Here is a 14,115-nt window from a genome sequence, read left to right on the forward strand (position 1 = left end):
AGAGAGATTTGATGCCTGGAACCCGGCTCGCGGCGCGGCGAGGAGGTGGTCGGCGTGTCCGACGTGCAGCCCGCGCAGGCACCGGCGGCCGAGCGGCACCCGGTCGGGGGTCCGCTGCTGTCGCTGGCGCTGGCCGCGATGATGGACGGTGTCCACGCCCACTCCGGCGCGGTCTATCTGCTCTCCCCCGGCGAGCAGGTGCTGGAGATGGCGGTGATGGCGGGGCTGCCACGCGCCTTCGCCGCCCCCTGGGAACGCGTCGCGGTGACCGCGCCGGTCCCGGTCTCGGAGGCGGTCCGGGAACGCCGGCTGGTCTGGGTCGGGGACGAGGAGGAGATGGCCCGCCGCTACCCCCGGGTGGCCGTGGTGCTGCCGTATCCCTTCGCGTTGGCCGCGCTGCCGGTGGCGACCGGCGGCACGGTGTACGGCGCGGTCTTCGTCACCTGGCCCGGCTCCCGTCCGCCGGTGCTGTCCGACCGGGAGCGGGAGCATCTGACGTCGGCCTGCGAGCGGCTCGCGCTACGGCTGGAGCGGGCCGCCCGGGACGGCCGTCCGGTGCTTCCGGAGCCGGATCTGCTCGCCGCGCCGCTGGTGGGGGGCATGGCCGGCACGATCGGCGCGGTCGAGGTGGCCCGGATGGTGTCCCGGCTGCCGTACGGGCTGTGCTCGCTCGATCTGCACGGCCGGGTCGCCTTCGCCAACCCGGCGGCGGCCGAGCTGATCGGACAGCCGGTCCGCCGGCTGGTGGGCCACCAGCTGTGGGCGACGGTGCCGTGGCTCAACGACCCGGTGTACGAGGACCGTTACCGCGCCGCGCTGTTCAGCCAGCAGCCCACGTCGTTCGTGGCGCTGCGCCCGCCCGGCGACTGGCTGTCCTTCCGGCTGTACCCGAGCACGTCCGGGCTGAGCGTGCGGATCACCCGGGCCAAAGCCGTGTCGGAGATGGGCCGGGCCGCGCCGCGCTCCGTCGACGGCCCGTCCCGGCTGGTGACCATCTCCCAGGTGCTGACGCTCGCGAGCGCGCTGACCGAGGCGGTGGGCGTGCAGGACGTGGTGCAACTGGTGGCCGACGAACTGGCCCCGGCGGTGGGCAGTCAGGCCCTGGTCGTGCTCGGCTCCCGGGCGGGCCGGCTGCGGGTGCTGGGGCACCGCGGCTATCCCGACGCACGGGTGGTGGAGCGGTTCGACGGGACCTCGCTGGGCGCCGAGACGCCCGGGGCGCACGCCCTGACCACCGGAGTGCCGGCGTTCTTCGAGTCCCGGGAGGAGCTGGAGCGGCTGTACCCGGCGCGGTCCGCGACCCCGGACGGGTTCGCGGCCTGGGCGTATCTGCCGCTGATCGCCTCGGGACGCCCCGTGGGCACCTGTGTGCTCGCCTACGCCGAGCCGCATCCCTTCGCCACGGACGAGCGGGCGGTGCTGACCAGCGTGGCCGGGCTGGTGGCGCTGGCCCTGGAGCGGGCCCTGCTGTACGACGTGAAGCACCAGCTGGCGCACGGCCTCCAGGCGGCGCTGCTGCCGCCCTCGCTGCCGCCGCTGCCGGGCATCGACGCGGCGGCCCGCTATCTGCCGAGCACCCGGGGCATGGACATCGGCGGCGACTTCTACGACGCGGTGCCCGTCCCGGGCGGCGGGGCGGCGGCCGTGATCGGGGACGTGCAGGGCCACAACGTGACGGCGGCGGGGCTGATGGGGCAGATCCGCACCGCCGTCCGGGCGTACACGACCGTCGGCCAGACGCCGCAGGAGGTGATGCGCAGCACCAACCGGCTGCTGTTCGACCTCGGCGTCGACCTGTTCGCCAGCTGTCTGTATCTGCGGCTCGACCCGGAGCGCGGGCGGGCGGTGATGGCGCGGGCCGGGCATCCGCCGCCGCTGCTGAGACGGCCGGACGGGCGGGTGCGGGTGCTCGACCTGGCGGGCGGTCCGCTGCTGGGCATCGACGCGTCGGCCGGGTATCCGACGACCGAGGTGGATCTCGCGCCCGGTTCCGTGCTCGTCCTGTACACCGACGGTCTGATCGAGTCCCCGGGCGTCGACATCGAGGACGCGCTCGCCGCCCTCGGGCAGCGGCTCGGCGAGGCCGGGGAGCTGCCGCTGGACGAGCTGGCCGATCTGCTCGTCGGGCACGGGGCGGGTACGGAGGAGCGGGCGGACGACGTGGCGTTGCTGCTGCTGCGGGCGCGCACGTGACGAGGTGGTCCGGCCCGCCGGTGGGGGGCGGGTCAGTGGGTCTGGGTCAGCTCGGAGTCGCCGACGCCGGCAGCCTCCTGCGCACCGCCGGCCTGCTCACCGGCACCCGCACCCTGCTGCCCGTTTCCGGCGCCTTCCTCGGCACCACCGGCGCCCTCCTCAGCACCACCGGCGCCCTCATCGGCACCACCGGCACCCTGCCCGGCACCACCCGCACCGTCCTCAGCGCCACCGGCGCCCTCCTCAGCACCACCGGCTCCCGCCGCCCCGCCGTCGCCCAGCGTGGCGCCCACCGCCTCCAGCGCGGTGGTGACCGGCTGGAAGAACGTCTCCCCGCCGACCGTGCAGTCGCCGCTGCCGCCGGAGGTGAGGCCGAGGGCGAGGCCGTCCTGGGTGAACATGGAGCCGCCGCTGTCGCCGGGTTCGGCGCAGACGTTCGTCTGGATGAGCCCGGTGACGGTGCCCTCGGGGTAGTTGACGGTCGCGTCGAGCCCGGTCACCGTGCCATCGGCGAGGCCCGTGGTGGAGCCCATGCGGAACACCTCCTGGCCGACGGTGGCCTCCGCCGCCTGGAGGATCGGGACGGTCTGGCCCTCGGCGTTCACCTCGCTCGGCGCCTGGGTGGCCGGGTCGTCGTACTTGACCAGCGCGAAGTCGCCCGCGCCGGGGAAGACGGCCTGGTCGACGGTGCCGATCGGCGCGCCGCCCTGCGCGTCGGACCACTCGGCCGCCGCGACCCCGCAGTGGCCGGCGGTCAGGAAGGCCGGGGTGCCGTCGCCCGCCGTGACGTTGAAGCCGAGGGAGCAGCGGGCGCCGCCGCCGAAGATGGCGTCTCCGCCGGAGGCGAAGGTCTTGAACGTGCCGGTGGACTTGCGCAGGGTCGCCATGCCGGACCCGAGGCTCTGCACGGTGGACTCCAGCGTGTCCCACTCGCTGCCGGTGACCGTGCTGTCGGCGGTGACGAGGATCTTGTTCGTTCTGGGGTCGACGGCCCAGGCGGTGCCGGGGATGGTCGCCTCGCTCTTCAGGGTCTGCGCGGCGGCCTTCAGTTCGGCGGTGCTGTTGTCGACCTGGCGGACCGCCGCGCCCGCCTTCTTGGCCTGGACGACGAGTTGGTTGTCGTCGCCGACCACGTTGACGACGAGCTGCTGCCGGTCGGCGTCGTAGTACGACCCGGCGAAGGCGTCGCCGAGCAGCCCGGAGAGCTGCGCGGCGAGATCCGAGGCGTCCGCGGCCTTCAAGGCCCTCGGGGCGGCCTTGGTGTCCGATGCGCCGTCCTGGGACGCGTTGGCGTTCGGCAGCAGGAGCGCCGCCGCTCCGAGCGCCGCCACGCCGCCCGCGGCCATCACGGCCTTGCGCTTCGGAATTCGCTTGTGACTCAAGACTTCTCGACCTCCTGGGGGGGACCGGGTCCTGGCCGCCCGTCGGCGGCGGTTGGGGGGCGCCTGGATGACCATGGGTACGCAGGGCGCGCGCGGGGCGTTCAATCGGGTGTGCGAAACCGGCCATCGAGTGTGCGATGTCGGCGGGATCGCGGTGCGGATTCGGGAGTTCGGGGGAAAAGTCCCCCCATGACGATGACCACGGCCGAAGCCGAGAAGATCCTCTCCGCCAACTTCGCCCCCTGGGTGCTGGAACTGGGCCTCACCGTCGAGGCATTGGGCGACGACCGCGCGACGCTGCGGCTGCCCTGGTCGGACCGGCTGGCCCGGGAGGGCGGCGCGCTGTCGGGGCAGGCGCTGATGGCCGCGGCCGACACCACGACGGTGATCGCCGTGTCCGCGGCGCGGGGCGGCTTCGTCCCGATGACGACGGTTCAGCAGTCCACGTCCTTCCAGCGCGCGGTGACCGGCTCGGACGTGCTGATCACGGCGGTGCTCACCAAGCTGGGCCGCCGGATGGCCTTCGCCGACATCACGATGACGGCGGAGCCGACCGGGGAACTCGCGGCCCACGCGAGCACGGTCTATGCCCTGCTGGGCTGACACGGTCCGCGATCGATCGGCGACGATCTGTTTCGATCACTGAGCGGAACGAGAGCTTCAGGGAATCTGCACATCGAATGCCCAACCGGCTCACCGTGTGCGGCGGATCCGCACACGCCCGCGGCGCCGGGCACGCCATTGGGGCGGGTGTGCCGGATTCGCCGTACGGACGGCAAGAGGCGGTGTGCGCCGATGCCGTGCGGCATGTGAAGAAGTCGCCGACAAGCCGTGCGCAGGCCTGCACGGTTGGGCACGAGCAGGGCTCAAATGCCCTGGTGAGGTGGGCGGTTGATTGGAGGGCGGAGGTCGCCGCGTGCTTTGATCCTTCGCACCGCGGGGGCCGCGACGGGCGTCCTTCACGGGGCGCCCGGCGCCTGCGGTTCGCGGCCGTCCATCTGTCCCCAGAGGGGGCCGCTCCCCCCTTGTGAAATATCCATACGAAGGGAAGTTCCATCATGAACTCCACCCCCCAGGTTGAGACCGTCGAGATCTCCGACGCCGAGCTCGACAACGTCTCCGGCGGCCTGCACGTGAACTCGCTGGGCACCGTCACCGGCCTGGTGGACGGCATCGCCCCGGTTTCCGGCCTGGTCAACACGGCCGTCGGCACCGTCGAGGGTGTCACCGGCCTGAACACCGCCCCGGTCACCGCCCTGGTCGCCGGTCTCTGATCGCACCTCAGGGTGCCCCGCCGAGTCCCGGAGCCGTACCCCGGCTCCGGGGCTCTTCGGATGCCGTCAGGCAGTCACGCAAGTCCCCGCAGTTCACCCGGTGAGGGAAAGTCTCCGTGCAGTTCCGCCAACAGGCCCTCGCCAGGCTCCAGTCGCCCGAAGAGCTGGACCTTCCGGTGCGGCTCGCCCGCCCGCAGGGCTGGCTCGTGCTGTCCGTGACGGTGATCGCGATGGCCGCCGCCTCGGTGTGGGCGGTGACGGGCAGCGTGTCCTCCACGGTGAGCGCGCCCGCGATCCTCACCCACGGGCAGGGCAGTTACGTCCTGCAGAGCCCCGTCGCCGGCCAGGTCACCGCGATCCTGGCGAAGGAGGGCGAGCGGCTGCCCGCGAACTCCCCCGTCCTGAAGGTCCGTACCGCCGAGGGCGAGACCGTGGTCCGCACCCTCGCCGCGGGTCGGCTGACCGCGCTCGCCGCGACGATCGGCCAGATCATCTCCACCGGCGCGAACGTGGCCGCCGTGGAGAAGGTCACCGCGAAGGACGCCCCGCTGTACGCGACGGTGTACGTCCCCGCCGAGAACGCCTCCGCCATCCCCGCGGACGCGCCCGTGGACCTCACCGTGCAGACGGTTCCCACGCAGGAGTACGGCGTGCTGCGCGGCCATGTGAAGTCCGTGGACCGCTCGCCGCAGACCGCCCAGCGGATCGGCGCGTTCCTCGGCGACAGCCAGCTCGGCGAGCAGTTCACCAAGGACGGCCGGCCCGTCGCCGTACTCGTCCGCCTCGACAAGTCGACATCGACGAAGAGCGGTTACGCCTGGTCGACGACGGACGGCCCCCCGCACCGCCTCACCTCCATGACCCTGGCCACCGGTTCGATCCGGCTGGCCGATCAGCGTCCCGTCGATTGGCTGCTGCCGTGACCACCACCGCCGAGGAAACCCGGGGCCGGCGCCGGGCCGCCCCGCCGCGGCGCACGGTCCCCAAGGCCCGCCGCCGCACCGTCCGCACCCCCACCGTGCTCCAGATGGAGGCCGTCGAGTGCGGCGCCGCCTCCCTGGCGATGGTGCTGGGCCACTACGGCAAGCACGTCCCGCTGGAGGAGCTGCGCATCGCCTGCGGCGTCTCCCGCGACGGCTCGCGCGCCAGCAACCTGCTGAAGGCGGCCCGCGGTTACGGACTGACCGCCAAGGGCATGCAGATGGACCTGGCCGCACTCGCCGAGGTGCAGGCGCCGGCCGTGCTGTTCTGGGAGTTCAACCACTACGTCGTCTACGACGGCATGGGCCGCCGCTTCGGGCGCCGCGGCGTGTGGATCAACGACCCCGGCAAGGGCCGCCGTTTCGTTCCGATGGAGGACTTCGACGGCAGCTTCACCGGCGTGGTGCTGGTGATGGAGCCCGGCGAGGACTTCACCAAGGGCGGGCGCAGGCCCGGCGTCCTCGGCGCCATGCCCGCCCGACTGCGGGGCACCGCGGGCACGCTGCCCGCCGCCGTACTGGCGAGCCTGCTGCTGGTGCTGGTCGGCGCGGCGGTGCCGGCGCTCAGCCGGACGTACATCGACATGTTCCTGATCGGCGGCCAGACCTCCCTGCTCGACGTGCTGTTCGCGTCGATGGGCGCCTGCGTGCTGCTCACGCTGGTCCTGACCTGGCTGCAGCAGGCGAATCTGCACCACGGCCGGATCATCTCCTCGACCCTGTCCAGCGCCCGCTTCCTGCGCCATCTGCTGCGGCTGCCGGTCACCTTCTTCTCCCAGCGCAGCCCGGCCGACCTGGTACAGCGGCTCCAGTCGAACGACGCGGTCGCCGAGACGCTGGCCCGCGACCTCGCGGCGGCGGGCGTGGACGCGGTGGTCGTCGTGCTCTACGCGGTGCTGCTCTACACGTACGACCCGCAGCTGACGTTCGTCGGCATCGGGGTGGCGCTGCTGAACATCGTCGCCATGCGGGTGGTGATCCGGCTGCGCGCGACCCGTACGGCGAAGCTGCGCGCGGACAACGCCCGGCTGACGAACACCGCGTACTCCGGTCTCCAGCTGATCGAGACGATGAAGGCGACCGGCGGCGAGGACGGCTACTTCCGCAAGTGGGCCGGGCAGCACGCGACCACGCTGGAGGAGCAGCAGCGGCTCGGCGTGCCCAGCGCCTGGCTGGGTGTGGTGGCGCCGACGCTGGCCACGCTGAACAGCGCGCTGATCCTGTGGATCGGCGGCATGCGGGCCATCGAGGGCCATATCTCGGTGGGCCTGCTGGTCGCCTTCCAGGCGCTGGTGACCCGGTTCACCGCGCCGCTGACCCGGCTGAACGGGGTCGCGGGCCGGATCCAGGACTTCGCGGCGGACGTGGCCCGGCTGAAGGACGTGGAGAACTTCCGCACGGACCCGCTGTACAGCCGGGCGGGCGGCGAGTCGACGCGGCGGCTGCACGGGCACGTCGAGCTGGAGAACATCACCTTCGGCTACAGCCCGCTCGACAAGCCGCTGCTGACCGGCTTCGACCTGACGGTCGGGCCGGGGCAGCAGGTGGCGCTGGTCGGCGGCTCCGGCAGCGGCAAGTCGACCGTGTCCCGGCTGATCGCCGGTCTGTACACGCCGTGGGAGGGCGTCATCCGCATCGACGGGCAGCGCCTGGAGGACATCCCGCGCGGCGCCCTCGCGGCCTCCGTCTCCTTCGTCGACCAGGACGTGTTCCTCTTCGAGGGCACGATCCGGGACAACGTGGCGCTGTGGGACCCGTCGATCCCGGACGACGCGGTGGTGGAGGCACTGCGGGACGCGGCCCTGTACGACGTGGTGATGCGCCGTCCGGGCGGCATCCGCAGCCGGGTCGAGCAGGACGGGCGGAACTTCTCCGGCGGGCAGCGCCAGCGCCTGGAGATCGCCCGGGCGCTGGTGCGGCGGCCCAGCATCCTGGTGCTCGACGAGGTGACCAGCGCGCTCGACGCCGAGACGGAGCTGGTGGTGATGGACAACCTGCGACGGCGCGGCTGTGCCTGTGTGGTCATCGCCCACCGGCTGAGCACCGTGCGGGACAGCGACGAGATCGTCGTCCTGCAGCACGGCACGGTCGTGGAACGCGGGCGGCACGAGGAGCTGGTGGCGCGCGGCGGCGCGTACGCGGCGCTGGTCAGGGAGCGGTGAGATGACGACCGTCGACGAGGGCGACCTGGTTCTGGGCGCCCTGGGCTCGCTGGGCACGCCGATCGACGGGTCGGCCCTGACCCGGCTGGACCTGGAGGGCCCGCAGGTGCTGTGGCTGGTCGCGGCGGGCGCGCTGGACCTGTTCGCGGTGGACGCGGCGCAGCAGGGCCACTGGCACCACCTGGGCCGCCTGGAGGCGGGCACGCTGCTGCTCGGCCCGGTCGCGGGCCCGCAGCACACGCTGGTGGCCCGCCCGGTGCGGGACTGTGTGGTGCACCGCATCGGCCTGCGCGAGCTGTACCAGCCGGCCGCCACCCAGACATGGTCGTACGACGAGTACGGCAACCCGCAGTACGTACCGCCGACGACGAGCCCGCTGGAGTACGCCCTCGCGCTGGGCGTCGGCCGCGGCCTGTCGGTCCTCTTCCAGGCACCGATGGCCTCCGAGGGAGCCGCGGAGGTCACTGACGACGACGTTCTCTGGATGCAGGTGCCGCCCGGCAGCGTCCAGTACGGCTCGCTGTACGGCGCGGAGGCCGCCGCCGATCTGCTGATGGACCCGGCGGTGTGGCAGAGCATGGTGGACCAGCAGTACCGGCTGCTGACCACGCTGGACCGCTGGATCGAGCAGCTGGAGCGCACCCACGAGACGCGCACCGCGGCCGGGATCAAGGCCGGTGAGCAGGTGCGCGCGCAGGCCGACCGGACGCTGCTGGCGTCCATCGGCCGCTCGTCGGAGCGGCGCGCCACGGCCGCCGACGCGGACGCCACGTACGCGGCGTGCCGGCTGGTGGCCCGCGCGGCCGGGATCCCGCTCGCCGACCCCGGGCACGGCGGCAGCGAGAGCGACCGTCTCGACCCGGTGGAGCGGATCGCCCTCGCCTCCCGGGTACGCACCCGGGCGGTACGGCTGGACGGCACCTGGTGGCGGGACAACGTCGGACCACTGGTCGGGCAGCGGGCGCTGTCCGGGGCACCGGTCGCGTTGCTGTGGCGGCGCGGCGGCTATGTGGCCGTCCATCCGGCGACCGGGCGGGAGACGCCGGTCGAGAAGGCCAACGCGGCCGAGTTCGAGCCGCGCGCGGTGATGTTCTACCGGCCGCTGCCGGACCGCCCGCTGGGCCCGCTCGGGCTGCTGCGGTTCTGTATGCGCGGCACCCGCGGCGATCTGACGGGGCTGCTGCTGAGCGGGCTCGTGACGGTGGCGATCGGCGCGCTGGTGCCGGTCGCGACCGGCAAGGTGCTCGGCGAGTACGTGCCGAAGGCGCAGGCCGGGCTGATCGCGCAGGTCTGTCTCGCGGTCATCGTCAGCAGTGTGGTCGCGGCGGCGTTCATGCTGCTGCAGAACCTGACCATCCTGCGGCTGGAGGGCCGGATCGAGGCCACCCTCCAACCCGCCGTGTGGGACCGGCTGTTGCGGCTGCCGACGAAGTTCTTCACCGGCCGCTCCACCGGTGAGCTGGCGAGCGCGGCGATGGGCATCAGCGCGATCCGCCGCCTCCTCGCGGGCGTCGGGCCGACGGTCGCCCAGTCGGTGACGATCGGCGCGATGAACCTGGGGCTGCTGCTCTGGTACAGCGTGCCGATGGCGCTGGCCGCGCTGGGCATGCTCGTCGTCATCGCCGCCGTGTTCCTCGGTCTCGGGCTGTGGCAGGTGCGCTGGCAGCGGCGGCTGACGGTGCTCACCAACAAGCTGAACAACCAGGCGTTCCAGACCCTGCGCGGGCTGCCGAAGCTGCGGGTGGCGGCTGCCGAGAACTACGCGTACGCGGCCTGGGCGGGCGAGTTCGCGCGCAGCCGGGAGCTCCAGCAGCGGCTCGGCCGGATCAAGAACCTCTCGGCGGTACTCGGCGCGGTCTATCTTCCGCTGTGCTCGCTGCTGATGTTCATGCTGCTGGCGGGCCCGGCGCGGGGTGCGATGTCGGCCGCCGACTTCCTGGCGTTCAACACTTCGGTGACCATGCTGCTCACCTCGGTCACCCAGCTGACCGGCGCGTTCGTGTCCCTGGTGGCCGCGCTGCCGCTGTACGAGCAGATCAAGCCGGTGCTGCGGGAGCTGCCGGAGGTGCGCACGGCCAGCACCCGGCCGGGCCGGCTGTCCGGCGCGATCGAGGCGCGGCGGCTGTCCTTCCGTTACTCCGACGACGGGCCGCTCGTCCTCGACGACGTCTCCTTCGACATCCGGCCGGGCGAGTTCGTGGCGATCGTCGGCCCGAGCGGCTGCGGCAAGTCCACGCTGCTGCGGCTGCTGATCGGCTTCGACCGGCCGGTGTCGGGCAGTGTGCTCTACGACGGCCAGGATCTGGCCGCGCTCGACCAGTCGGCCGTACGGCGGCAGTGCGGGGTGGTGCTCCAGCACGCGCAGCCGTTCACCGGGTCGATCCTGGACGTCATCTGCGGCACCGAGCCGTACACGCCGGAGGAGGCGATGGCGGCGGCCGAGATGGCGGGGCTCGCGGAGGACATCAAGCGGATGCCGATGGGCCTGCACACCATCGTGGCGGGCAACGGGGCGATCTCGGGCGGCCAGCGGCAGCGGCTGATGATCGCGCAGGCGCTGATCCGCCGGCCGCGCATCCTCTTCTTCGACGAGGCGACCAGCGCCCTGGACAACGAGACGCAGCGGCGGGTCATCGAGAGCACCAAGGCGCTCAACGCCACCCGGGTCGTCATCGCGCACCGGCTGTCGACCGTCCTGGACGCCGACCGGGTCATCGTGATGGAGGACGGCAAGGTCGCCCAGCAGGGCCCGCCGGCGCAGCTCCTCGCGGACACCGGCGGGCGGCTGCACGAGCTGGTGCGCCGGCAGCTGGCCTGAACCGGACCGGTCCGTCCGGGCGCGGGCGACCCCCGGGCGTCGCGCCCCCGCCCCGCGCCGGTCCCCGTGCTTCCGTGCGCCGTACCGTGATCGCGCCGTCGGCGACTGGCGCGGTGGATATCCGGGTACCCGCGTGTCCATGCGAATCAGCGTGGTGGACGTGGGCTCCAATACGGTGCGGCTGGTCGTGGCGGACGCGGAGGGCGGGGTGCCGCTGCCGGTGCACACCGCCAAGTGGCGGCTGCGGCTCGCCGAGGACGTACGGCCGGGCGCACCGATCCCCGACACCGCCGTCGAACGGCTGGTCGACGCGGCGGCCGAGGCGAGCCGGACCGCGACCCGGTGGGGCGCGGCCGGGCCGCTGGCGTTCGCCACCGCGGTGGTGCGCGCCGCCCCGAACCGCCGGGAGGTGCTGCGCACCGTGCGCGGGCGGACCGGTGTGGAGCTGTGCACGCTGCCCGGCGAGGTCGAGGCGGAGCTGACGTTTCTGGCCGCCCGGCGCTGGATGGGCTGGCGGTCGGGGCCGCTCGCGCTGCTGGACATCGGCGGCGGCTCGCTGGAAGTGGCCTTCGGCCGCGGGCGGCTGCCGGACTTCGTGGCCTCGCTGCCGCTCGGCGCGGGCCGGCTCACCCACGAGTTCTTCGCGGACCAGGACCCGCCGCCGCCGGAGCAGGTGCGGGCGCTGCGCCGCAAGGTCCGCCACCAACTGCGCGACGCCGGGGCCCGGATCCGCTGGGAGGGGCCCCGCACCGCCGTGGCCACCTCCCGCACCTTCCAGCAGCTCGGGCGGCTGTGCGGGGCCGCGCCGGGGCGGCACGGTCCCTTCGCGGAGCGGCAGTTGCGCCGCGCGGACCTGCGTATCGCGGTGGACCGGCTGGCCGCGCTGCCCGCCGCCGAGCGGGCCCTGCTGCCCGGCATCTCCGCGCCGCGCGCCGCGCAGAGCCTGGCGGGCGCGCTGGTCGGGCACACGGCGATGAAGGTGACCGGCCTCAGGACGGTCACCGTCTGCCCGTGGGCGATCCGCGAGGGCGTCCTGCTGCGCCATATCGAGGACGGTCCGTCCTGGTGGGCGGAGGTCTGCCGGCTCGACGAGGCCGCCGTCGGCGCGGAACCGGTGCCGCTGCGCATCGCGAGCACCACATCCTGACCCAGCGACCGGAAGGAGCGGTCACCGTGTCGGCCGACGACAAGCACCCTGACGACAAGCACCGCGAGGAAGAGCAGTCGCAGACCGCGTTCGAGGAGGTGCTCCAGGAGATCCTGGACGAGGAGCGGCGGGTCCGCGACACCGAGGAGCAGCGGCGCCGGCGGGGCGAGGCCGGGGAGGCCATCACCCCGAACACCCGGGCGGAGGAGGAGTCCGAGGGCGAGTGAGCCTCCGGACCGACGGTGCGGAGCCGGGCGCCCGCAGGGGTACCCGGACCGCATGGAACGTGAAGGACAGCGACTGCCCACGTCACGGGGCCCGGTCTCGGCGGCCGTCGAGGACCGCCTGCGGGCGACCGGCCCGCCGCCGGCCCCCGAGTCGGTCGCGGACGCGGCCCCGTACGGCGACGACCTCCAGCTCGCCCTGTACCTCTGCTACGAACTGCACTACCGGGGCTTCTCGGGGGTGGCCCCGGAACGCGAGTGGGACCCCGAGCTGCTGCGCGCCCGGGCGGCGCTGGAGCAGCGCTTCCTGGCCGCGCTGCGGGCGGACGCCCCGGTGCACGACGGCGTCGAGGACGCGCTCGCCGATCTGCTGGTCGAGCCGGTCGACGGCACCGGGCTCACCCACTATCTGCGCGACGAGGGCGAGCTGTGGCAGCTGCGCGAGTACGCGGCCCAGCGCTCGCTGTACCACCTGAAGGAGGCGGATCCGCACGCCTGGGTGCTGCCGCGGCTGTGGGGCCGGGCCAAGGCGGCGATGGCGGCGGTGGAGTTCGACGAGTTCGGCGGCGGGCGCCCCGAGAGGGTGCACGCCCGGCTGTTCGCCGACCTCATGGCGGACCTGGACCTGGACACCGCCTACGGCCGCTACCTCGACGTGGCGTCCGCGGAGGCCCTGGCCACGGTGAACCTGATGTCCCTGTTCGGCCTGCACCGCGCCCTCAGGGGCGCCCTCGTCGGCCACTTCGCCGCCGTGGAGGTCACCTCGTCGCCCGGTTCGCGGCGGCTGGCGGAGGCGATGCGGCGCACCGGAGCCGGGCCGGCGGCCGAGCACTTCTACGACGAGCACGTGGTGGCGGACGCGGTGCACGAGCAGGTGGTCCGCCACGACGTCATCGGGGGCCTGCTGGCCGAGGAGCCGTATCTGGCGTCGGACGTGGCCTTCGGGATCGACGCCACCGTCCTGGTGGAGGACCGCTTCGCCGACCGGCTGCTCTCCGACTGGCGGGCGGGCCGGTCCTCGCTGCGCCCGCGCACCATTTCCGAAATACCCCATATTTTCTGAGTGCCCGGGTACTGGAAGGGAGTGAAACCGCTGGTCCCGCCCGGTGTCTATCCACCGCAGGAGGACACCTCCCTGCTGGTGGCGGCTCTGTCCGACGAGCCGCTGCCCCGGGACGCGACGGTCCTGGACGTCGGCACCGGCAGCGGCGCGCTGGCCCTGGCGGCCGCGCGGCGCGGTAGCCGGGTGACCGCCGTGGACGTCTCCTGGCGGTCGGTGTGGACCGCGTGGCTCAACGCCCGGCTGTCCCGGCTGCCGGTGCGCATCCGGCGCGGCAACCTGTTCGACCCCGTGCACGGGCAGCGGTTCGATCTGATCCTGGTCAACCCGCCGTACGTGCCCTCGCCGGACGAGGGCCACGCGCCCCGCGGGCGGGCCCGGAACTGGGACGGGGGTCCGGACGGGCGACTGCTGCTGAACCGCATCTGCCGTGAGGCACCCACCCTGCTGCGGCCCGGCGGGGTGCTTCTGGTGGTCCACTCGACACTCAGCGGTCCGGACCGGACGGTGGCGCAGCTGCGCGCGGCGGGGCTGCGGACGGCCGTGACCCGGCGCCGCCGGATCGCCTTCGGGCCGGTGCTGCGCGCCCGGGCGGACTGGCTGCGGCAGCGGGGCCTGCTGGGGCCCGCCGAGGAGAAGGAAGAGCTGGTGGTGGTCCGTGCCGAACTCCCCGACTGACCGGCCCCGCCGGATCACGGTCCGGCGCGAGGGCCCGATCCTGGTCGAAGGCCCGGTGGAGGTGGAGCTGGAGGACGGGACGACCGTCTCCTCCGACCGCTTCCAGGTGGCCCTGTGCACCTGCCGGCGCAGCCGCCGGTTCCCGTGGTGCGACACCAGCCACCGCGACCGGACGCGCGACCGGTGAGCGCGGACAC

The 14,115-nt window shown here is 73.6% G+C and carries 12 protein-coding genes; 11 read left to right on the forward strand and 1 reads right to left on the reverse strand.

The features are described 5' to 3' along the window. Positions 1-45: 45 nt before the first annotated feature. Positions 46-2,193, forward strand: a complete 2,148-nt coding sequence (locus ACZ42A_RS35485) for a SpoIIE family protein phosphatase (RefSeq protein ID WP_468531460.1) — start codon at positions 46-48, stop codon at positions 2,191-2,193. 32 nt (positions 2,194-2,225) lie between these two features. On the opposite strand, the gene ACZ42A_RS35490 is transcribed toward ACZ42A_RS35485, so the two are convergent. Then, a complete protein-coding gene (locus tag ACZ42A_RS35490) occupies positions 2,226-3,575 on the reverse strand; it encodes a S1 family peptidase (protein ID WP_468531461.1) in 1,350 nt (449 codons plus the stop codon). Positions 3,576-3,764: 189 nt separating this feature from the next. Here ACZ42A_RS35490 and ACZ42A_RS35495 point away from each other — a divergent pair, with 189 nt between their 5' ends. From ACZ42A_RS35495 to ACZ42A_RS35540, 10 genes are all read left to right on the forward strand, one after another. Beyond that, the gene (locus tag ACZ42A_RS35495) at positions 3,765-4,178 is read left to right on the forward strand and encodes a PaaI family thioesterase (RefSeq protein WP_468531462.1); all 414 of its coding nucleotides are present in this window, start codon (positions 3,765-3,767) and stop codon (positions 4,176-4,178) included. Between the two features lie 455 nt (positions 4,179-4,633). Next, a complete protein-coding gene (locus ACZ42A_RS35500; protein ID WP_468531463.1) occupies positions 4,634-4,849 on the forward strand; it encodes a type A2 lantipeptide in 216 nt (71 codons plus the stop codon). 116 nt (positions 4,850-4,965) lie between these two features. After that, positions 4,966-5,772: a hypothetical protein gene (locus ACZ42A_RS35505; protein WP_468531464.1), complete on the forward strand. Its 807-nt coding sequence runs from the start codon at positions 4,966-4,968 to the stop codon at positions 5,770-5,772. A 104-nt stretch (positions 5,773-5,876) separates the two neighbouring features. Next, positions 5,877-7,991, forward strand: a complete 2,115-nt coding sequence (locus ACZ42A_RS35510) for an NHLP family bacteriocin export ABC transporter peptidase/permease/ATPase subunit (RefSeq protein ID WP_468531591.1) — start codon at positions 5,877-5,879, stop codon at positions 7,989-7,991. Between the two features lies 1 nt (position 7,992). Continuing rightward, positions 7,993-10,809, forward strand: coding sequence for an NHLP bacteriocin export ABC transporter permease/ATPase subunit (locus tag ACZ42A_RS35515; protein WP_468531465.1), 2,817 nt, complete (start codon positions 7,993-7,995; stop codon positions 10,807-10,809). 139 nt (positions 10,810-10,948) lie between these two features. After that, positions 10,949-11,956 carry a Ppx/GppA family phosphatase gene (locus tag ACZ42A_RS35520; protein ID WP_468531466.1) on the forward strand — a complete coding sequence of 336 codons (1,008 nt, stop codon included), beginning with the start codon at positions 10,949-10,951 and terminating at the stop codon, positions 11,954-11,956. A 26-nt stretch (positions 11,957-11,982) separates the two neighbouring features. Then, a complete protein-coding gene (locus ACZ42A_RS35525; RefSeq protein WP_468531467.1) occupies positions 11,983-12,183 on the forward strand; it encodes a hypothetical protein in 201 nt (66 codons plus the stop codon). 52 nt (positions 12,184-12,235) lie between these two features. Continuing rightward, complete coding sequence (locus ACZ42A_RS35530; protein WP_468531468.1) at positions 12,236-13,243, forward strand: iron-containing redox enzyme family protein; 1,008 nt, start codon at positions 12,236-12,238, stop codon at positions 13,241-13,243. Next, positions 13,244-13,918: a HemK2/MTQ2 family protein methyltransferase gene (locus ACZ42A_RS35535; protein WP_468531469.1), complete on the forward strand. Its 675-nt coding sequence runs from the start codon at positions 13,244-13,246 to the stop codon at positions 13,916-13,918. It abuts the gene before it with no gap. Continuing rightward, a complete protein-coding gene (locus tag ACZ42A_RS35540) occupies positions 13,899-14,105 on the forward strand; it encodes a CDGSH iron-sulfur domain-containing protein (protein ID WP_468531470.1) in 207 nt (68 codons plus the stop codon). Before ACZ42A_RS35535 ends, ACZ42A_RS35540 begins: the two co-directional genes overlap by 20 nt. Positions 14,106-14,115 lie beyond the last annotated feature (10 nt).

The sequence above is a fragment of the Streptomyces sp. NPDC030838 genome (genome assembly GCF_055572035.1).